We start from the raw sequence: 21,530 nt of genomic DNA on the forward strand, positions 1-21,530 counted from the left end.
CAGCCGTTTGCAGGGCAGATATCTCGTTGTCCATCCCTGCGTTTTGATTTCTGCGTTCCTGCCTCGAATCCTTTTAACCCCTCAACCCACGACAAGTTAGTCGCGAGTTACTCATGGCGCAACGCCTGGTTGGGATCGATGTGCGCAGCGCGGCGTGCCGGACCAAAGGCCGCAAGTAGCGAGATCACAATCAGCAGCATGGCAACGAAACCCAGCGTGATTGGATCGGAAGGTGTCAGCCCATACAGCATCGAGCGGATAAACCGGGCCAGCCAGAGAGTAGCCACAAGACCGCAGAAGACCCCGGCAAGCGACATCCACGTGGCCTGCCGCAGGATAAGCACAAGCACCTGGCGCGATTGCGCCCCAAGAGCCATCCGGATGCCGATTTCGCTCGTGCGCCGGGAGACGGTGAAAGCCATGATGCCGTAAATACCAATGCACGCGAGGATCAGTGCCAGCACACCAAAGGCAGCCGTGAGACGGGCAAAGATACGCTCGTTCACTAGCGTCGAGCGTACCTGCTCATTCATTGACCGCGCATCAAGCAGCGGCAGGTTAGGGTCGATTGCGGCAACGACAGCGCGAACCTGCGGAAGCACGGTAGCCGGGTCAGCAGCCGTGCGCAGCGTGAAGACGCGACGGCCCGACTCGTTCTGCTGCCGGTAGCTCAGGTAAAAGGTTGGCGGTGTAGGAGCGCGCAGATCGGCATAGCGGGTATTGGCGGCAATTCCAATGATGCGAACCGGAACCGCAATCTCATCCGCATCGATCTCGAAGGTGAGGCCGATAGGATTCGTGTGCGGGAAGAAGCTTTGCGCAAGCGCCTGATTGATGACCGCGACGGGCGGCGAGGCTGGAGTATCAGTGGAGTCGAAGCGGCGGCCCTGAAGCAGCGGAATACCGAGCGTGGAAAAGAAATCGTCCGTAATACTGTTTTCCTGAACGCGAATCTCGGGATTATGGTGCGGCGTACCGGGAATGTGGAAGCTTGAGCCGGAATGTCCGTCACCGATAATCGCGATATTGCTCATCGAAACAGAGCGAACACCAGGAATAGCGGCAAGATTTTCCTGCAGCCGGCGGAAAAGTGCCACGCCTTTTGCGTCATCGTAGAGCGAGCGCGGCGGGTTGAGCCGGAAGAGCAGGATGTGATTCGACTCGAAACCCAGCGAAACATGGCTCAGATTGATAAGGGTGCGCACAAAGAGCGCCGCGCCCGCGAGAAGAATCGTGGAGAGAGCAATCTGAAGGACAACCAGCGATGCCCCAAGTCCGAGGCGTGCCGAACCAGAAAGTGAGGGGCTGCTTGCCGCGTACGGCGAATCTTTAAGAGCCGCAGCGCCCTGCGCGGCACGAATAGCGGTCAGCGCCGGAAGCAAGCCCGTAAGCATTCCGCAGAGAAGTGAGATGGCTGCGGCAAACGCGAGAATGCGGAGATCAAACGCGCTGGTAAGCGCGGAAGGTATTTCTGAGCCGCCAGAGCGCGCAAGCATGGCCGGTATAGCGTTGCGAGCGAAAAACGCAAGACCGAGCCCGGCAAAGCCGCCAAGAAGCGCAAGCAGTACAGTTTCCGTGAGAAGCTGGCGCAGAATATGAGAGCGCCGAGCACCGAGTGCCAGGCGTGTAGCGATTTCACGACGTCGGCTCGCCGCACGCGCCAGCAGCAGATTGGCAAGATTAACGCAGGCCAGCAATAAAACAAGCCCGGAAAGCGAAAGCAGAATCCAAGCCGATTCAGCATATTGGCCATGAAGATCATCGACGCCGCGGCTCCCCGGCTGTAACGCCAGATGAAGCGAAGCAAAGGCATGCGCCGAGGTCGCAGCTGGCTGCGCGGCCTGACGCAGCGCAGAGTCGAGTTGTGCCTGAATCTGCGCATCGGAGACACCGGGCCGAACACGCAGCATGAGCTGAAGCCACCAGGATTGCGGATTGTCCAGCACCGATATGCTGCTGTTCTGCGGGCGTGGAATAAGCACCGGCTGCAGGCTCACTGGAACAAAGAGATCGATAGGTGTCGCAGTATCCAGTCCCGTAAAACGCTGAGGCGCAATGCCGACAATGGTGACGGGAACTCCGTTGAGCGCGATCGTCTGGCCGATCACGCCTGGAGCGCGGCCAAAGCGCCGCGACCAGTACGCATCCGAAAGAACAACGGCTGGCGCGGCGGAGACCGTGTCGTCGGCAGGAGTGAGCACACGACCCAGCGACGCTGAAAGGCCAAGTGCGTCGAAAGCGTTTCCGCTCACGAGCTCCGCACTCGCAGGCGCAGCATTGTTGTCAGCCGTAGCGGTGAGCGAAATATCTTTAAACGCGAAGAGCGCCGAGTAAGCTTCCGGATGCTGCTGGAGCGCTTGGTAGGCCGGATAGGAGAAGCTCGGACTAACAAGACCCCCGCTGTCCGATTGATAGATATCGCCCCAGACAGGCGGGACGGGCAGCTGGGGACCGCTGGTCCAGGTCAGAAGCCGAAGCTGCTGCGGCTCGCGCACCGGAAGCGGATCGAGAAGCACGCCGCGGGCAACCGAAACAATCGCTGTGTTGGCTCCGATACCCAGGCCAAGCGAAAGAATCGCGATGACGGCCAGCAGCGGATTGCGCAGCAGCCGCCGAACAGCGAACCGCAGGTCGCGACCAAGCGCCAGGAGCCCGGAGAACGTACGGGAATCGCGTCTCTGCTGGTGCTGCAGGTCTGCATTGCCGAACTGGCGGCGAGCAGCCCGTGTCGCCTGCTTTGGCGTCATCCCCTGCTGGATAAATCGTTCGCTGAGCAGCGCGATGTGCGTCTCAATCTCAGCTTCGAAGCGCGCGTCGTCGCGGCTCCCGGTAACGAGGTTGCGCATGCGGGCGAGAAATGCAATCACGGCGCGCATCGTTAACCGCGCCCTTCCTGCGCCAGCACGCGACCAATCACACCTGCGATGCGCTGCCAGTTTTCGGTTTCGGCTTCAAGCTGCTTCATGCCGCGCTTGGTGATTGCGTAGTAGCGCGCCTTGCGGTTGTTTTCTGATAAGCCCCATTCGGAGCTGATCCAGCCGTTCAGCTCCAGCCGCAACAGCGCCGTATACACAGTTCCTTCATTCAGCGTAAGGACATCCTCACTCACCTGCTCGATGCGCCGCGCAATGCCAAATCCATGCTGCGCGCCCATCGATTGCAGCGTCTTCAGAATCATCAGATCCAGCGTTCCTTGAAGGACTTCCGATTTTTCCTCACTTTTACGCGGCATTTCTCACTCCTATGGGCATTGCAAAGGAGAGTAGCAAAATTCCTTTGCAATGTCCATAGGAGAAAAGACAGCAACGGAAAATACGGATCGGAGAGTTTAAAACTGATCGGGATGAGATCAGTGCGCGTTAGCTTGCCGGACTACATCCTGAATTGCCTCCGCAATCGCATCCGGCCTCTGCTGGTGCATAAAATGCCCCGCACCGGCAACTGCCCGAAGCTGCCCATACTTGGACCGGCTGGCGAGATCCACCTGATGGTTATGCCATTCCGCGTTCAATGCGTCGAATTGCTGCTCGTTAAGCGATGGAAAAGCAGAGCGCGGAGGCTTCTCCGTGCGCTCCAGAACGATCAGTGGAATATCCGCGTGCCAGGTAAGCTTCTGGCTATCGGGAAGAAAGCCATTCGCCCGTAGAGATTCAGGATTATTCCAGTTCGGATCAAGGTCTTTCGAGATCGCAGCAATGCGCCACACTTGCTCCTCATGCGCCGAGTCTACAAACACGAGCCCGGCGACCTCACGCGGATACTGCTGCTGATAGCGCCGAATCAGGATGCCTCCCGCCGAAGCCCCGGCAAGCACATAAGGCTGCTTAAGATGTGCAGCCTCGAAAAGCTCGTGCATTTCCGCAACCACCTGATCGATAGGACTCAACTCCGGATGGGGCTCCTGAATGTGATCGCTGCGTCCCGCCCCGATCGCATCGTAACTGCACGTTCGAATCGACAAGGGCACCAGTTGCTGAACCTTCACCCACGCATCGGCAGTGCCCAGCCCCTTCCCATTAGCGAGAATCACGGTTGGCCGTGCATTGGGATCTCCCGAACACTCGAGATACATGTGATGCCCATCGGGAAGCGGAACCACGCTGCCGGATGACGCGAGTTGAGCGCTGCTTTGAGCACTCGACAATCCCTGCACGCTGGCGTGGACTACAGGAGTCGGCCCAAGCGTACAGAAGCCGAAAGCAGAGCCGACAGTAATCGCGGTTGCCAGCGCGCTGGCAGCAAACAACAACCGCACTCGCGCAACATAGCGCGGCATAATCAGCGTAATGGTTTCCGCCAGTATCTCCAGCCAGACGCGAATAATCGCTACTGTGCCTTGCTGCCACGCGTCACTCAGCTCATCTTCAAAGACCGACCGCATCTCCTCTCCGTATCGAGCAAAGAGCTCATCGCTCTGCAACGTCAGCAGGCAGTCGAAGAGATAGCAGTGAGCACGGTATGCGCGATTCATTTCTGCTCTCCGATCCGCAGAATCCGCTTCCTGCGTGCAAGATCCAGCAGTTGCTGCTGACGGCGAAACTCCGCATCCAGAAGACGCTTTCCCGTCCGCGTCAGAGCGTAGATTCTGCGTCTGTCTTCGCCCGAATCGGTCGTTTCACCAATGAAACCCTGATCCGACAGCTTCTTGATCGTCGTGTACAGCGTCGCAGGCCCTACCGAAAAAGTGCCTCCGGAAAGCTCGCGAATATCCTGCATGATGCGGTATCCATGCTTCTCTCCTTCGGCAAGCGCGAAAAGCACAAAGAAAGCTGCGGTTGGCAAAGGGAGATTTTCCAGCAAGTCGTCATCAATCTGTCGCTCTCTGCTCATGAAGTGCTCCTCTATATCGGTTTATGATATATCCAAAATCGATATTGTCAAGCACATCGCAACCGCTCACTTTTTGAGCGCAGTCTATTAACTCCGATGCTGCTGAATCAGGTCGTCGATCGCATTCCGCAGTTCTTCCGTCAGCGCTTCACTTTCGCGCGGACTGTGGCCCTCGGTAGAGATGGGCCGCCCGAAGACTAGCTTGATCGGCGTTCGCGACGGGTAGAAATGCCTGGTGTGAATCGGCAGCAGATCGTACACGCCGATCAGCGCGATCGGCACCAGCGGCGCCTTCGCCCGAATCGCCAGAAACGCAGCGCCATTCAGAAAGGACTGCAGCTCGCCCGTTGGTGTACGCGCACCCTCCGGAAAAACAAACACACTCAGACCTGCACGAAGTGTCCGCACCCCCGCCGCAAAGCTCGAAAGCGTAGCCCGCGGATTGGCCGTATCGATCGGCAGTTGTCCCGAGCGCGTGAGATACCAGCCGATAAAGGGCAACCCGAAAAGCTCTTTTTTCGCGAGGATGCGAAACTGCACCGGCAGCGAAGAGAAGACAACCGGCGTATCCATGTACGACGTATGGTTCGCGGCGAACACGCATGGCTGCGCGCATGGAATGCAGTCACCCGGTTTGCTGCCCGGTGGTTGCGGCGGAAAAAGACTCGCCAGATTCTCCACCCCGATAACCCGCACCCGCGATAGCGAACATGCAACCGAAAAGCGCGCCCAGAGCTGCGCAACGCGATGCTGCACACGCCCGGATTTATCAAACAGTGACGCGACAAGAGCGATGCTGCCGAAAAAAGCCGTACCCAGAAAAAAGACAGGGGCCAGCATGATGTTGCTGCGTATCCGAAGCATGAGGGGTAGCGTGCGGGGTCTCACCGTACGAGATCCTGTGGCGCGGCAAGCGTCAGCAGATGATGCCGCGCTTCGCCGACAAGATAGACGCTGCCGCTAATCACAATGCGGGCAGGCTTAAGGCTGAGCGCTGCTTCGATTGCGTCCGGTACTGAATTCGTTGCACTATGAGCAACGCCAACCGCTTCCGCCGCAGCAACGAGATCCTCAATCGGCGTAGCCCGCGGCGAATGGATCGGCGCCAGGATGACATGGTCGAAGATCGGGAACAGAATCTGCGTCATCTCAGCCAGCGGTTTGTCACGCAGGCAGCCAAAGATGAGGACTTGCGGAGAACCCGCATCCGCGGCATTGAGAGCGGCGCGCAGAGCCCACGCGCCCGCAGGATTGTGAGCCACATCGATCACAATCTCCGGATACCCGGCCACGACAACCGGCTCAAGACGTCCCGGCCAGCTAGTCGCGTGAATGCCGCGTTCAATCGAACCGGCAGTAATGGGAAAGTGATAGGTCCCCGCCAGCTCAACCGCAGTAGCAATGGCCAGCGCGATATTGCGATGCTGATGCGCTCCCTTGAGCGGCGAATCGACGACGATCTCGCTGCCCATCACCTCCAACGGGTACGACGCTGTCGGGCCAGTTCCGATCGGCGGCGTATAGACCGCCGCATTGATGCCGCGAACATTCAGCTCTGTCGCAATTTCTCCGAGTGCCTGATTCGCTTCAGGATGTTGCGGCAGCGTGACCAGCGTGCCATTGGCGCGGAGAATGCCCGCCTTCTCGCGAGCGATCAAAGTGATCGTAGAACCAAGCCACTCCTGGTGGTCCAGCGAGATATCCGTGATAACCGAGATAAGCGGAGAGACAATGTTGGTTGCGTCAAGGCGTCCTCCCAGGCCCACTTCAAGAACCGCCAGATCCACCGGAGCCGCGCCAGCCGCAGGCTCGGCGAAATACACAAACGCAACAGCGGTCAGCAGTTCAAAGTAAGAAGGGTAGTGAGCAAGCCCGCCCTCGGCCACAAGCTTGCGCGCAGTGTCGTCGACACGAAAGTAGGCGCGCGCAAAATCATCATCTGTAATCTCGTGAATAGCTCCCTCTGGACCGGGAGTTCCGATACGGATGCGCTCATTCACACGATCCAGATGCGGCGATGTGTACAAGCCAACCCGCAGACCCGACTCGCGCGCAATGGCAGCAAGTGTTGAAGCCGTAGAGCCTTTACCGTTCGTGCCCGCAATCAGCACCGACGGAAATTTCTTCTGCGGATCGCCAAGAGCCGCGCAGAGCGTACCGATCTCATCCAAAGAAAACTTGCGGCGCGGCTGGCTCGGATTGGGTGCCAGTTCAGGCACCAGCGCGCTGAGATGATCGATGGCTTCGGCGTAAGACATGTCTTTTTATTCTAAGGGAGCAACGACCCCAGCCGGCCCATAAGCGAAACACAGAAAAGCAAAAGGGCATCCCGCAGGACGCCCTTTCTCTTCGGCTGAGAGCCGGCTTAGAACACGAATTTTGCTTCGAGTTCGGTGTTGCGGTTGCCGCTCTTGAATGCAAACATGCCCGGAACCTCCGAGACATCCGCGTCAAAGCCGCCATTCACAAAGGTGTTGGCGTGGTTGAAGACGTTGATGAAGGTAGCGCTGAGGTTGATTCCATAACGCTCACGGAACTTGAACGCCTTGGCAACACGCAGATCTTCATCCCAGGTACCGGGGCCGTAGTAGGAGTTGCGGTTATCCATGCCAGTGACGAAGCCGCCATTTGCGAGACCAGAGCCGCCAGGAAGCGGGGTGTCTGAGCAGCAGATCGGCGTACCTGCCGGGGCGCCTTCAATCTCATCCCAGTAAGCGTTGAGTGCAGGATTGACCCACTCGTTGTAGGCAGAAAGATTGTTGCTGCCGTCCGCGTTGAAGTAGGCCGGAAAGTCCTGATAGGAGTAGGTATTCGGACCGTACGTGCTGCTGATGTCCCTGAGCGTGCTGTTCTTCTTAGGACGCTGCCCCACGAAGCTGGCGCGAACGCACTCGGTGTAACCGAAGTAGCAGTCGTAGAGACTGTACGGGTTGCCGGTTTGGGCCGTGAAGATCGTGCTGGCGACGAAACCGCCTAGTACTGACTTCAGGATTCCGTTGCTGCTGTGCTCAAAGAACGGCAGGTTATAGGTAAGGCTAGCCGCGACGCGATGGCGGATGTCGAAATCCGAGTTACCGAGATCGAGACCATGGTTGAAGGGATCGAGATAGCCCAGAACAGTGCCACCACCGTCGGTGTTCGCGCCGTCGCTGAAGGTGGAGCTGGTGTTATCGAGCGAATGACCGTAGGTGTAGTTCGCCGTCACGGAAAGGCCCGTTTTGCGAACGTTATTGGAACGAACACTAAGGTTGACTGCTTCGTAGTAACTGTCGCCGTCCGCACCACGCCAGTTGATGTTGGAGTACTGCGGATTGAGGCGGTTCTGTGTAAAGCCCGTTACCGTCGTTGGCGCGTCGTCCAGGTAATTGATACCCGAGAAGGAGCGGTTGAAGTTGGAAATTGAGTAGTTGTGAATACCGCGCGTACCGATGTAGCCGATGGAGACCAGCGTGTCGGTTCCGAGCTGATGCTCCAGCGTCAGGTTCCAGTTATGCGCGTATGCGGGCTTGATGTTCGGGTCCACGGCGCGAAGAGTGACGGGCGGCAGCGGTTGCGGTCCGATGGCCGTGCCGAAAGCGCCGAGATTGTTCGTGCTGATCGGCGTCGGGTTGGTCGTGCTCGTCAGTGCAATGACGCCGTAGTTCGGCGGGTTCTGGATGACGTTGTAGGTTACGTTGTTAAAGTTGCGCTCGTAAGAGATGCTGTAGCCGCCACGGATTACAGTCTTGCCATTACCGGCGACATCATAGGCAAAGCCGAAACGAGGTCCGAACTGCTTGAGGTTAAGGTTCCAGAGGCGTCCATTCGGCGCAGTCGCACGAGTCTGCACGATGCCATTGCGAATGTCGTCGAACTCATTGCTGCCACTGGCCATGAAAAAGTTCGCGTCGTAAGCGGCACGCTGAGAGTGCTGCGGACCATAGACTTCCCAGCGCAGGCCTGCAGTCAGTGAGAGCTGCGGGGATGCGTGCCAGGTGTCCTGAACGTAGAGAGATGAATCGTCGTAACGATTGCTGCGGGAGAAGTTCGGCGACGTCGCCGGAGTCTGAATCTGGCACGCAGTGGTTTCGTTTAACACACCGGTCGTCAGATCACGAGAGCAGGGAAAGGCCCCGTTGGGGTTGAGAGCAACCTGAACCTCATCGAGTGAACCGCTGAGGAAATTGACAAGAGCTCCACTGCTCCCGGTGGTGACAAGAGCATCGACGGCATTCTCATATGCGCCGAAGACACGGTTGTCCTTGATGTACAGGAACGAACCGCCGAACTTGATGTTGTGCTTGCCGTGGGTCCAGCTAAGGTCTTCGCCGACCTGAATGAAGTTCTGTGGACCACCGAACGGAATGGCTGCACCGGGAGAAGTCGGCAGATAGCCGGGGAAGTAGACTGAGCCGGAACCGACAGTCACCGATCCGCCTGGATTGGTATAGAGCGTGGGGCTAACCGGCACCGCACCTAGAGGCTGCTGGTTGTTGAAGCGAGTCAGCAGGATCTTCGTATTCTCGGCGAAGTTTGAGGTAAAAACGTGCGTGACCGAAGCCAGCAGGGAATGGTTGTACTGGGTGATGCCGGTGTTGTAACCAGCATAGGGGCTGGTGTTGTTGCTGCCTGCGGGGTTGACGGTGCTCTGCTGGATATAGCGGCCATAGAGCGAAGTCTTCGGGGTCAGAGTCCAGTCAACACGATCGAAGTTGATCCACTGGTTGACAGGAGTACCGCCGCCGGAGTCACCGGGGGTCTGGTAGGTGACGGTTCCAAACAGCGCGGTAGTGCAGATTGGGGCGTTTGCGATCCTTGGATCACTGCAGCTCGTGATCGGATCGGCTTTTGTACTCACAGCGCCTGTCTCAGATTCGGCGATCGTAAGTACGTCCGTTCCGAAGACACCTTCTTGCAGGATGTCCGCACCAGTATAGGTACGGCCGTTGATCGGGTCGGCAAGGGTACCGTACTGAGCGAAGTAGGCCTGCATATTTGTCGAGGACATGCCGATGAGCTGCGGCGTCGGAACCTCGGAGACGACAGTGGCTTCGCTGCGGATGCGGGTCCACTCCGTCGCAGACGAGAAGAAGAGCTTGTCGCGGACGATCGGCCCCCCCGCGTAGTAGCCGAACTGGTTGTGCGTGTAGCGTGACTTAGGGTTCGCCAGGTCGCCGGCAGCGTAAAGGGCGTTGTTGTTGAATCCATCCGAAGCGAAGGTCGAGATACGGTTGTAATCGTAGACATCGCCATGGAACTGATTGGTGCCGGACTTTGTCGAGACGTTCACAGCGCCACTGGAGGAGCGGCCGAGCTCAGCGCCCTCACCGGAGACGACGACAGAGAACTCCTGCATTGCGTCCTGCGGGATAGTCTGGCCGACGCCGACAGCATAGACATCCGTATTCTCAGCGCCATCGAGAAGGATATCGACCGAAGCAGAACGGCCTCCGGCAAGGTTATAGCCAACGCCACGGTTGCCGCCCATCGTCATGGTCGAGGCGTTTCCCGCGAGATCCACCAAGCCGTATGGATCACGGTCAGCCAGAGGCAGGCTCTGGATCTGCTGATTCGTAATGACGGTGGAAACTTCAGCGTTCTCGGAATTCGGAGTCGTGGTGTCATCGGCAGAGACGCTGACCTGGGTCTGAGCACCGGCGACAGCGAGCTGGATGCTGATGGCTCGCTCGGAGCCGACCGTAAGCGTGAAATCCTGAGTGGTGGTGCCAAAGCCCGAAGAGGTCACGCTGATCGTATAGTCACCCGGATTGATCTGCGTGATGGAGTACTCGCCTTTGCCGTTAGAGGTCGTGACCCGTTGTGCGCCCGTGGCCTTGTTGGTTATTGTGATATTGGCGTTAGCGATCACAGCGCCGGATGCATCGGTGACGGTACCGGAGATGGAGCCGAGATCAGCCTGAGCCAAAGCAACTGGAGCAATAGAATTAACTACGATCAGCCCAGTCGCGAGCGCAAAGGCGCAAACGAGCGAGGCCAGATACTTCTTTGAGTACAGCATTCAGGATTTCCTCCCAAGGGACGGTTATGGGTTGGGAATGGCGGCAGCTTTGAATCCATCTGAATCCTTCCCCAGAGGATCTTCGGTCTTGCCTTGAGTCAGTTCAAAACTTGCAAAAACTGCATGTTGCAATACAAATGAATTAAATCTAATAACTGCATTTTCGGGGCCATTCTGACCACCCACATAACTATTTAGGAGTCTTTAACTTAGCGCAATGGAATGCGCAAACGCGGTTATGGTTTTTTGTAGAAACCCGAAAAACATATGAATTTTCGTGGAAAATCAGTTTTCGCGGCTTTCCTAACTATAAAAACCTGCGAATCACCCAAAATCGATATGCGATTTTGTATAGATGGTATCGATTTCAATAGATCGAGTCGTCAGGTTATCCACACCGATCCGAGGGTGCGCGCAATAACATCCTTATAATGTGCGACTTAGAGCTTAAGCCTGTTAGGTCGGCAGTTTGGTCATAAAGTTGCGTAATATGGTGAGTCCCTTTGGATTTTCGTCCCATACCGACAATATTCCGTCCGCACTAACAGAGGCACATTTCGCGGGGTGTCACGCACTAAAAACCGCACGATATCCCGCAATATAGATGCCCACACATATATGAATCAGATTCCGTGTGCTTGCGGAAAATTTGTAAGTGCATAAACACAACGGATTTGTTGGAGGTAAAGAATGCCTTTTAAAGGTATGTTGGCGAAGACTTGGCTCTTCGTTGCCTTGTTGCTCTGCTGCGGAGTGACCTACGCTCAGGATGCATCGTCCATTACTGGCACAGTTACAGATACGAGTGGCGCCGTAATTCCAGGTGCGGCCATTGAACTCACAAACACAGCCACCGGGGCGAGTTTCAAAGCAACATCCAATGCTGAGGGCTCCTATACGATCACAAGCCTTCCCCCCGGAAACTCATATAAGTTGACGGTGTCGCTCCAGGGCTTTGAGACATTCACGGTTTCAGACTTGGCTCTGAACGTCGGTGTGACTCGTACCCAGAATGTTCATCTGGCGCCCGGCAACGTCGTGCAGACCGTTGCCATCTCTGCGGAGAATGCAAATGTAACGCTGGACACAACCGACGCATCGATCGGCAACAACCTCAGCATTGAACAGCTAAATGAGCTTCCGGTTTATGACCGTACCGCCGGAATCCAGACCCTCTTTGTACAGCAGCCGGGCGTCGATTCCTTTCAGGGCTCTGTCACTGGCGCACGTATCGATCAGAGTTCGGTTACAGTGGACGGCCTGGATGTGAACGACATCGCAGCGGCGAATGGGACCTTTGCCATCGTTGCCACGGCTCCAGTTGACTCAGTGCAGCAATTCACGGGAACCGTCGCCGGACTGACCCCTTCCATCGGAACCGGAAGCGGCGCGCAGTTTCAACTGGTGACGAAGAGCGGCACCAACCAATTTCACGGCAACGTCAATGAGTACCATCGCGATACGACGACCGTGGCGAATACATGGTTCAACAATCTCAACGGACTTCCGCGCACGCCCCTGATCCGCAACCAGTTCGGCGGCAATCTCGGCGGACCGATCAAGCGGGACAAACTCTTCTTTTTCTTTGATTTCGCCGACTCACGCATCATCCAGTCGAGCACGGACGAACGAACCGTTCCTCTCGATGTTTTCCGCAACGGAGAGCTCAATTACATCAACAGCGGCGCAGGATGCGGCGATAGCAGCCGCCTCAGTACGCAGCCACAGTGCATCACGACCTTGACGCCAGGACAAATCGCTACCCTTGACCCGGCAGGTATCGGTTTCAATCCCAACGTGCAGTCCCTGATCACCTCCCGCTATCCGGAAGCCAATGACCTGAGCCGGGGCGACGGCGTCAACACCGGCGGCTATCGTTTCACCTACCCGACACCCGATATCGACACCACCTACGTCGGCCGCGTCGACTATACCCTGACCTCCAAACAGAGAATCTTCGGACGCTTCACCATCAACCGTGAGAATGCCGTGGAAAACCTCCCCGAGTTCGCAACGGACCCGTCCACGCATCCTTATACCGATCGCAGCTACGCCTATGTCATAAGCCACACCTGGGCGATCGGCGCCAACAAGGTCAACCAGTTCTACTATGGCGATACCATCTCCAAGTACAGCTTTCCGGATCTCTACAATCCAACCGGACCCGACCAGTACAGCTTTTCCAATATAGATGGACCCTACACGTCCTTTGACGGACAGCAGCGCCGCGTTCCCATTCCGGTCGTCCGCGATGACTTCAACTGGCAGATCGGCGCGCACAGCCTGACCTTCGGTGGAACCTTCAAGTTCATCAAGACGAACAGCAACCTGATCAACAACTTCAACTTTGTCGGCGTCGGTTTGCAGGGCTCGGCGCTTAGCGGTGGCCTCAATGCATCCCTTCGTCCCGCCGACATCAACCAGGGCCCGAACAACGTTGCAATCAATGACTACGACAATCTGTTTGCCAGCGCTCTCGGTGTAATCGGAGACATCTCTACCAATTTCGTCTACAACAACCAGGGCCAGGCACAGGCGCTGGGCGGCGGCAGCCCAAGAGCTTATCGCTATTACCAGACCGAGGCTTATGTCGGCGACACCTGGAGAGTGAACAAAAAGCTGACGCTTTCCTATGGCCTGCGCTACCAGTTCTACACCGTGCCGTACGAGGCGCATGGAAGCGAATCAGTTCCAACCCCCATTAACCTGAACACGTTCATCAATGATCGCTTGGCTCAGAGCACGGCGGGCGATACCAGCAGCACAGGACTGCCCATCTATAGCTTCGTACTGGGTGGCAAGGTCAACCACGGACCGGACATGTACCAGCCGTCCTACAAGGACTTTGCACCCCGCATCGCCTTTGCTTACACTCCGTACGGCTCAGGCAAGACGGTGATCAACGGCAGCGCTGCCATTGTCTATGACCGCGCCGTGATCAACTCGGTCAACTTCCTGCAGGACCAGGTTCCCAACATGTTCGCGAATACGGTCACGAACCAGTTTGGCGGCTCCACAGTCCGCGCATCGCTCGCAACCGACCCCCGCGTCGGCGCCAACCTGGCGTACGATTCAACTCTGAATCCAGCGCCTCTGCCTGTCACCACGCCATACGTTCCATGGATAGACAGCACAGGAACCCCATTCGGACTGGCGGCTGGAGAAACCGGTTTTGTCATCAGCCCCAACCTCAAGGATCCCTATTCGATTGCTCTCAACGCTGGAATCCAGCAGGAGTTTCCGGGCCATCTGATCATGAAGCTGAATTATGTCGGCAGACTCGGACGTCGGCTGCTCACGGATGCCGATGCGAACCAGGTCATCAACGTTCCCGATTACACAGGCCAATCGAACCAGACAATGGTCCAGGCCTTCGCCGGCTTGACAACCGATTTGCGGGCGGGCGGAAACCTGAGGACTGAGCCATGGTTTGAGGATGTTCTGGCTCCTGGCACTGGCGCGGCGGTAGGACCACTTCCCGGCTGCCCCAACATCACCAATAACACCACCCTGGTGGCTTGCCTGGCCGGCCAATTAGCCGTCCGCGGAGACATATCCGATTCCCTCCAGACGTTGGCCTTTTATACCTACTATGAAGGGCTGACGGGATTTCTACCCACGAACATCGGAATTCCGTCTCAGTTCGGCACCAACGCCTACCTGACCAACATGGGCAACTCAAACTACCACGGCCTGCTGCTCACGTTGGACAAGAACCTGTCACAGGGTCTGCAGTTCGAGTTCAACTACACCTGGTCGCACTCCATCGACAACAGCTCGTTGAGCTCCGCCAACAACTCGCTGTACAACAACAGCGGCTTCATCTGCGACGTCCTGCAGCCGCGCGCATGCCGTGGCAGCTCCGACTTCGACGTCCGGCAGGAGATCACCTCTAACTTTGTGTATGCCCTGCCCTTCGGGCGCGGCAGAACATTCGCAAGCTCAACTCCGCGATGGGTCGATGAGACCATCGGCGGATGGAGCTTATCCGGCCTGCCCAGTTATCGCACGGGCCTTGCCGTCACTCCCTTCGCCGACGCCTTCCTGGCTTCGTTTGACAATAACGATCCGGCTATCTTTACCGGTAACAGCACAAGCGACCTGAAGACCAAGGTAAATGTGGACCACTCCAGCAACACCGTCTACGCCTTCGCTGGCGGAGCCGATGGTGCAGCCAAAGTGCTCTCCGAGTTCCGCGGACCGATCGGCTTGGAATACGGACAGCGCAACCTGGTACGCGGTCCTGGTGCCTTCTACTTCGATGCAGGACTCGCGAAGACCTTCCCCATCATTGGGGACAGGGTCAACCTGAAATTCCGCGCGGATGCATTCAACCTCTTCAACCACCCCAACTTCGGCACGCCAAACATGAACATCGTCACCAACGCTTCCAACTTCGGTCAGATCACAGGCGTCGCTTCCACAGTGGCGAATGCACTGACCAGCGACGACGCGCGCGTGGCGCAGTTCTCGCTGCGGCTGGAATTCTAGAAAACCTTCGGTGGCATTCATCAAGGGCTCCTTCGGGAGCCCTTTTTTATTGCAAAGAAACCCGCTGTTTTGAGGCAAACCCGCCGTCTTGAAAAGGCACGAGTTTACTCGCGCCGTAAAAGCTGCAAATCGAAACGGCTTCAGCCGCCAAGAGATGCAACTCCTGCCGGACTTTGTCAGCAGTATGAAAATGCGCCAAAGGCGCATCTCATACCAGCCCAGGGCAAAGCCAGCCTGACAAAGTCAGGCGCGACGCCCTGGGTTAGCATCCCCGACGACCCACGCGGGCTGAAGGCCCGCCTCATGCCTATGCTTCAATCCCACGCATACCGCTCATCAAACTCCCTGCCAAACCACGCTCTCACCAACTCACTCCACCAATCCTGTACCGTCAACTCTGAACGCAAACAGCGAACAAAACCGGCTATCGAAGATGTTTCGCTGGAGTTTTCACGACATCCATATGGTCGCAACCTAGTTCCGACGCGATCTGACTGGGAGAGACAGAGGTTGTGCCGAGGCTGGTCATCTGCTCCTCCCGAAACTTCAGTAGGTTCGGGTACGCAAAGAGCTGGCACGTATGCGCATCGGCGATGTCGCCCGTTTGTATCCGGATCGAGTAGGAGTGAACAACCTGGCCGTCGCTGTACAGGACGATGGTTTTGTAACCAGCGTGAAGCGGCTGGCCATTGGAATTGCGCATCTCGTCAAGAAACGTGCCCGGCGTATTCGGCTGATAGCCTTCATCCCGCGCCGCCATCGTCGCGGCCATCACTTCTTCCGAGGTGGGCAGAGAGTAAAGCCGCACATCCCCCACCTGAGGCATAAGCAGAAACGGAGTCAAAGCAATAAGGGGAAGCATCACACTCCAGGATCGCCAGTATAACGCCGCAGGCACGCTGCCATCAGGCCCACTCGCGCCAGACTCGACCGCTCGCCACTCAGGCTGGCGTCTTCAGAAAATCCAGCGCCCGAATCAGATAAGCCTTCAGCTCCTGCCGATTCACCACCGCATCCAGAAATCCATGTTCCAGCAGAAACTCACTCCGCTGAAAACCCTCCGGCAGCTTCTGGCGTATCGTCTGCTCAATCACGCGCGGCCCGGCAAACCCGATGTGCGCGCCCGGTTCGGCGATGTTGAGGTCACCCAGCATGGCAAAGCTGGCGGTGATGCCCCCCATCGTCGGGTCGGTAAGGATGCAGATATAGGGAATGCGAGCTTCATCGAGCTCGGCGAGACCAGTGGCGATCTTCGCCAGTTGCATCAGGCTCACAACCCCCTCCATCATGCGCGCCCCACCCGAAGTAGTGACGATGATGAGCGGTCTGCGCGTGGAAAGAGAGCGGTCGATGGCGCGGGCAATCAGCTCGCCGACGACGGCACCCATGCTGCCGCCGATGAAAGTGAACTCCATGGCCGACAGCACCACTTCGTGCGGACCGATGTTGCCGAGAGCGGTAACAAGGGCGTCGTTCAGGCCGGTTTCGGCCTGTGCCTTCATCAGCCTCGATTTGTAGCTCTTGACGTCCTGGAAATTGAGCGGGTCGTTGGAACGGAGGTTGCCGTCGACAATCTCGTAGCCGGGATCAAGCAGCAGTTCGATGCGCTTGTTCGCGCCGATCTTGAAGTGATGGTTGCACTTGGGGCAGACCATCTGTTTGGCTTCCAGCTCGGCCTTGAAGAGGATCGTTCGGCAGCCCGGGCATTTGATCCATAGACCTTCAGTGCGCACGCGGCTTGGTTCTCCATCATCGGATACAGGCGCAAAGGTGGATTCAGCAGCGAAGTCCTGATCGGGATCGAAATCGCCGTTGTCAGTGGGAACAGCGGCAAGGTTTGCGGACGGGCGCTTGAACCAGGACATACCTCGGCTATTGTACAGGGACCAGGGGGCAAAGTTCAGGTGTCAGGGATTCGGCTTGATGCCGCGCGCGGGACGGCCTGCACCGGGGCCTCCCTGGCAAAGAGCAAGATTTGCAACTATTTCTGCTCAGAGTTTTGCGGAGGAGCATTGCGCAGGTACGCATCATCCCCCGAAATCCAATCCTGCCGCGGCGGCGCAAAGATATCGATGTCGATCGTGTCTTCAAGCGCCAGCGCTTCATGAGGCACATTCGCCGCGATGATCAGGATCTCGCCCGGAGTGACAACCACTTCTCGGGGCGCAGGCTCATAGAGCACAAATTTAAGCGCACCCGACAGAATGCAGACCGCCTGTTCATTCGGATGAGTATGTGTCGGAACATGCGCACCCTTCGCAAGCGTAATGCGGCCCACCGTGAGCTTCTCACTCGAAACAAACTGCCGCCCCAGCAGCGGGTTCATCGGCTCAAGCGGAACATCGGACCAGCGTGTAAAGACAGTTTCAGACATGGGCAGCTCCAGATCGGAATGCTTGCGTTACCACGATAGCGGATAAGAGCGCTGAGCGTGAAAAGCGGTACACAAAACCCCTGCTTTCTATTCAGGACGACGGCTGCTGACGGTCAAGCAGCGCCTTGACCGCAGCACTTCGAATACGCAAACGAAGCTGCTTCGTCGCCTCGCGATGACAACGCAGACACAGCGTGCGAATGTTGCCAAGGTCGCATTCCCCGCCGCCCTCGGCCACTGGCAGAATATGATCCGCATCCCAGAGCGTGCGGCGCACACGTGTTTTCAGTCCCCAGTGCGCAAGCAAGGCCTTGCGATTGCCGCCACGCGATGCGCGAAGCCGGCGCGCAGCGGCAAGCGTGTCGATATGGCAGGCCGCACAGCGTCCCCTGTCCCGCAGAAAAACCTGCTCGCGCAGATAGGCAGGCTGTGTCCGCAACTTCCACTCGTGAACGCAGTACTCCGAGCAAAAGGTATAGCGCCCGCGCGGAACCTCAAGCGAGCACCAGCGGCACAGGCCGCGGCCATTCGGTCCGCGCGGTATGGATTTACGGTCGACCCAGCCGCCGCTCATGACGCGGCTCCGGCTGATGGAAACAGCAAGCATGAGTAGGTTGTATCGCATGAACGTGCCACGGTGGTTGACCGGCGAGGTTCGTCGTCATTTCACAGGGTGATTCCAATGAATAGCGCTCGAGACCGCGCAATTATCTTGCCGTCGCGGCAAAGTGCTAGTAGCTTTGCGGAGTGCTGGAAGTTGCTGAAAAATCGGGGAGTAAAAGGAGAAACATAATGAAAGTGATGTCGACATGGTCGGCACGACCGGGAGCATTTGACGACGCAATCGAGCGATTCCTCAAGGGCGAAGCAGCGCCCGTCGAGGGAGTAAAACTGCTGGGGCGATGGCACAGCGTGGATCTGTCAACCGGATTCAGCCTGTATGAGACGGACGATCCAGCGGCGCTCCACCGGGGTGCACTGCGGTGGGTCGATCTGCTTGAGTTACAGACCTACGTCGTAATCGAGGACGCCGAAGCTGGAGCCAACTTCGCTCAATTCGCCGGCAAGTAACACAGGCAGCAGCACGAGACGCGCCGGGGATCCTCCATCCGGCGCATTTGATTTTCAGGCTCGCGTCTAATTCGCGTATGTGATTGGCTATGAGGACCGTGTTCGATGTGGCTATGGGCTGAGACCGAGGGACGTTGTCATGCTCCGTAAGGAGAGGTTGTGCGCTGAAATCAGCGCTATGTGGAGGTTGCGATGTTGCAGACAGTAGCGACGATGAGCACGACAGGGTTGGCTATCTTTGGTGCAGGAATGGCCCTAAGCTGGGGCGCACTGGTTCGTTGGCGCGGACTAAACCGGTTGATCGCGCTCGGCCCCGTGTTCGTAGCGGCTCCACTGGCTACCTTTGGATCCATGCACTTTTCAGCCACCAAAGGCGTAGCGCAAATGGTTCCTTCCTACATGCCGTGGCACATCTTCTGCACCTATCTCGCAGGCACCGGCCTGATCGCCACCGCAGTAAGCCTCGTAACGAAAAAATTCACGCGGTGGTCCGGCCTGCTCTGCGGATGCATGATGTTGGCGTTCGTAGCCATGATTTTCGTGCCAGGCACCATCAAACATCCCGAGAACCGATTCCTCTGGACAGTGGACATGCGCGAAGGCTGCTTCGGCCTGGGACTGCTCTCACTCGCGGCAATCTCCACTGGCGCCCCGCGAAGCTGGCGATGGCTCGTCACAGCCGCCCGCATCTGGCTCGGAGCAACATGCATCTTCTACGGAGTGGAGCACTTCCTGCATCCGATGAACACGCCGGGGCTGCCCCTGGAGCAGATAACGCCGGCTTGGTTTCCCGTACCCTGGCTCTGGAGCTACCTCACCGGCATAGTCCTGTTGGCCACTGGCGCGCTGCTCCTGGCCAACAAATGGGCCTACGAAGCAGCCGTCTGGCTCGGCGTAGCGGAAACGCTGGTGACCGTAGGCATCTACGTGCCGCTCCTGATAGCCTGCCGCGGAACCGCACAGATCGTAGAAGGCATCGACTACGTAGCCGACACACTATTATTCGCCGGAGCGGCATTCCTCGTGGCCGGAGCACTCAGAGCGGATGAATCCTCGCAGGTCGTCAAACGGCTGGAGCTTGTTCGCGAAGACAGCTTACGAGCAAGCTGACAACTAATTTGCCGTGGGCTGTTCCACGTGATCGATGACGAGGGTCTGAATCGGGGCGCGACCGTGTTTTATCTTGAGGCCAAGACGGTCGACTACGCCGAGGATATCGGTGACAGCGTCTTGGTTCTCTGGATCGTTGGGCGGCAGATAGTAGTCGTATGAGCCGGTGATGTTGGTCTGATTCAGCACAGGCAGTCGGAGGTACCGGCTCAGCATCTTCGCGAGATAATCGGTCGTAGTGTTCGTGCCCTCCGCTTCTCCATCGGCGATTCCGCCCTGCTTCAACACCACGATAGCGCGGGGATCTGCTGTCGGGTCTTTTGGCGGTTTCAGTTGGAGAGGTTTTTTTCCGCGGGTGAGAATGTAGACCTCGCCTTGCTTCGTTTCCATATGAAACTTGAAGGCAAAACGATCGCGCAGGAGACTCTGCAGCATAAGGCGTTGGTCTGCGCTCGGCTCCGCATTACCCACCCTGATGTTGCGCGAGGGCGAGGTTTCCGGGGGCACGGCGTTGATCTCGAACCACTGTGAATCAGCCCGGTCGCGACCGCCAGTAAGCTGGTAGTCCTGAAGATTGAAGGCACATTCAATAAGCATCCTCAGGTTTCCACCAAAGAAAACGCGGCCTCCAGGTTTCCCGTAGAAGCCGGCAATTCGGCCGGCATTGGGATCAGGCGGCTTGATGGTGGCGGCGTCAAAGGCGGGGAGATCGGTGGAAGCGGGAGCTGACTGAGCAGATATTTGTGGCGAGGCGAATGCGAAGGAAGCAGCGAGAATCAGACTAAGTGTGGCCCGGAGCATCGAGTGAGTTCTCCGCTGGAATAATACACGCGGAGAGACGGACTATCGTTCGAGATGCTGGCTCAGCAAAACCGGCGCTCATCTTTCAATAGCTTCCGACGATGCGTCAATACTCAATCCCCCGCTGCGCCTGAATCCCCTTCTGATACGCATGCTTCACCTCACGCATCTCCGTAACGGTATCGGCAATTTCCACCAGCGAAGGATGCGCATTCCTCCCCGTCAGAATGACATGCACCATCTCAGGCCGCGCCAGCAGCGTCTCACGAACCTTCGCCGGATCAAGCATCCCGTATCCAATCGTGTAGTTAATCTCATCGAGAATCACAAGATCCCACTCACCCGAGAGAATAGCCTCGCTCGCCTCGCGCCACGCCTCATCCACCAGCCGCTGATCTTCAGGGTCCGTCTCCGCGCCGCCAATTTTTACAAACCCCCGTCCCATCTGCTTCAGCACAAAGCTCTCGCCAAATGGCTGCACAGCATCCAGCTCACCGTAATGCCACGATCCCTTCAAAAACTGCAGCATCAGCACCCGCATGCCAACACCCACCGCGCGCAGCCCGGTACCAAGCGCAGCGGTAGTCTTGCCCTTCCCAGGGCCAGTGTTGATAAGAATCAGGCCTTTGCGCGATTGTGGCTCAACAGCAACGTCAGACATAAATCACTTCTCCCGGACTGCCTTTGCAGCTTACAGCAAAACCAGAGTCGACGTAGCCCGAACTCATGGCTGTTGCTTCGACGCGACCGGCAGGGAGCGGCCAGTTGCCACCAGGCAAGGAAAGGACATAGTAACTGAGATGGATGACAAACCGCGGTTTTGAAAGGGCACGAGTAAACTCGTGCCGTAAAGGC

General features: G+C 57.4%; 16 protein-coding genes. 3 read left to right on the forward strand and 13 right to left on the reverse strand.

Features of this window, described 5'->3' with window-relative positions:
* Positions 1-107 precede the first annotated feature (107 nt).
* The 7 genes from OHL22_RS08105 to OHL22_RS08135 all read right to left on the reverse strand — a co-directional run bounded on the left by OHL22_RS08105 (position 108) and on the right by OHL22_RS08135 (position 10,828).
* The gene (locus OHL22_RS08105; RefSeq protein ID WP_263335250.1) at positions 108-2,876 is read right to left on the reverse strand and encodes an ABC transporter permease; all 2,769 of its coding nucleotides are present in this window, start codon (positions 2,874-2,876) and stop codon (positions 108-110) included.
* A gap of 2 nt (positions 2,877-2,878) precedes the next feature.
* A complete protein-coding gene (locus OHL22_RS08110) occupies positions 2,879-3,232 on the reverse strand; it encodes a PadR family transcriptional regulator (RefSeq protein WP_263335251.1) in 354 nt (117 codons plus the stop codon).
* A gap of 117 nt (positions 3,233-3,349) precedes the next feature.
* Positions 3,350-4,471 (reverse strand): alpha/beta fold hydrolase, encoded by a 1,122-nt coding sequence (locus OHL22_RS08115; protein WP_263335253.1) that lies wholly within the window; start codon positions 4,469-4,471, stop codon positions 3,350-3,352.
* Positions 4,468-4,830 (reverse strand): PadR family transcriptional regulator, encoded by a 363-nt coding sequence (locus tag OHL22_RS08120; RefSeq protein ID WP_263335255.1) that lies wholly within the window; start codon positions 4,828-4,830, stop codon positions 4,468-4,470. The genes OHL22_RS08115 and OHL22_RS08120 overlap by 4 nt, the downstream gene beginning before the upstream one ends.
* Positions 4,831-4,917: 87 nt before the next feature.
* On the reverse strand, positions 4,918-5,718 hold the full coding sequence (locus tag OHL22_RS08125; RefSeq protein ID WP_263335257.1) for a lysophospholipid acyltransferase family protein: 801 nt from the start codon (positions 5,716-5,718) through the stop codon (positions 4,918-4,920).
* Entirely contained in the window at positions 5,715-7,088 is a 1,374-nt protein-coding gene (locus OHL22_RS08130) for a bifunctional folylpolyglutamate synthase/dihydrofolate synthase (protein ID WP_263335259.1), read from the reverse strand. The genes OHL22_RS08125 and OHL22_RS08130 overlap by 4 nt, the downstream gene beginning before the upstream one ends.
* A gap of 107 nt (positions 7,089-7,195) precedes the next feature.
* On the reverse strand, positions 7,196-10,828 hold the full coding sequence (locus OHL22_RS08135) for a carboxypeptidase-like regulatory domain-containing protein (protein WP_263335262.1): 3,633 nt from the start codon (positions 10,826-10,828) through the stop codon (positions 7,196-7,198).
* A gap of 690 nt (positions 10,829-11,518) precedes the next feature.
* On the opposite strand from OHL22_RS08135, the gene OHL22_RS08140 reads away from it, so the two are divergent.
* Entirely contained in the window at positions 11,519-15,319 is a 3,801-nt protein-coding gene (locus OHL22_RS08140; RefSeq protein WP_263335264.1) for a carboxypeptidase-like regulatory domain-containing protein, read from the forward strand.
* Between the two features lie 424 nt (positions 15,320-15,743).
* Here the strand turns inward: OHL22_RS08140 and OHL22_RS08145 are convergent, their stop codons facing one another.
* The 4 genes from OHL22_RS08145 to OHL22_RS08160 form a co-directional block, all read right to left on the reverse strand.
* Positions 15,744-16,181 carry a hypothetical protein gene (locus OHL22_RS08145; RefSeq protein WP_263335266.1) on the reverse strand — a complete coding sequence of 146 codons (438 nt, stop codon included), beginning with the start codon at positions 16,179-16,181 and terminating at the stop codon, positions 15,744-15,746.
* A 79-nt stretch (positions 16,182-16,260) separates the two neighbouring features.
* On the reverse strand, positions 16,261-17,184 hold the full coding sequence (gene accD, locus OHL22_RS08150; RefSeq protein ID WP_263335268.1) for an acetyl-CoA carboxylase, carboxyltransferase subunit beta: 924 nt from the start codon (positions 17,182-17,184) through the stop codon (positions 16,261-16,263).
* Between the two features lie 116 nt (positions 17,185-17,300).
* On the reverse strand, positions 17,301-17,693 hold the full coding sequence (locus tag OHL22_RS08155) for a cupin domain-containing protein (RefSeq protein WP_263335270.1): 393 nt from the start codon (positions 17,691-17,693) through the stop codon (positions 17,301-17,303).
* A gap of 91 nt (positions 17,694-17,784) precedes the next feature.
* Positions 17,785-18,267 carry an HNH endonuclease gene (locus tag OHL22_RS08160; protein ID WP_263335272.1) on the reverse strand — a complete coding sequence of 161 codons (483 nt, stop codon included), beginning with the start codon at positions 18,265-18,267 and terminating at the stop codon, positions 17,785-17,787.
* 218 nt (positions 18,268-18,485) lie between these two features.
* Between OHL22_RS08160 and OHL22_RS08165 the strand changes: the two genes are divergently transcribed.
* Both OHL22_RS08165 and OHL22_RS08170 read left to right on the forward strand, forming a co-directional pair.
* Complete coding sequence (locus OHL22_RS08165) at positions 18,486-18,764, forward strand: DUF3303 domain-containing protein (RefSeq protein WP_263335274.1); 279 nt, start codon at positions 18,486-18,488, stop codon at positions 18,762-18,764.
* 192 nt (positions 18,765-18,956) lie between these two features.
* Positions 18,957-19,874: a hypothetical protein gene (locus tag OHL22_RS08170; RefSeq protein ID WP_263335276.1), complete on the forward strand. Its 918-nt coding sequence runs from the start codon at positions 18,957-18,959 to the stop codon at positions 19,872-19,874.
* Positions 19,875-19,877: 3 nt separating this feature from the next.
* On the opposite strand, the gene OHL22_RS08175 is transcribed toward OHL22_RS08170, so the two are convergent.
* Both OHL22_RS08175 and cobO read right to left on the reverse strand, forming a co-directional pair.
* Positions 19,878-20,675, reverse strand: coding sequence for a TIGR03435 family protein (locus OHL22_RS08175; RefSeq protein WP_263335279.1), 798 nt, complete (start codon positions 20,673-20,675; stop codon positions 19,878-19,880).
* A 106-nt stretch (positions 20,676-20,781) separates the two neighbouring features.
* On the reverse strand, positions 20,782-21,336 hold the full coding sequence (gene cobO, locus OHL22_RS08180) for a cob(I)yrinic acid a,c-diamide adenosyltransferase (RefSeq protein WP_263335281.1): 555 nt from the start codon (positions 21,334-21,336) through the stop codon (positions 20,782-20,784).
* Positions 21,337-21,530 lie beyond the last annotated feature (194 nt).

It is taken from the genome of Acidicapsa dinghuensis, assembly GCF_025685685.1.
Taxonomy (GTDB): Bacteria; Acidobacteriota; Terriglobia; order Terriglobales; family Acidobacteriaceae; genus Acidicapsa; species Acidicapsa dinghuensis.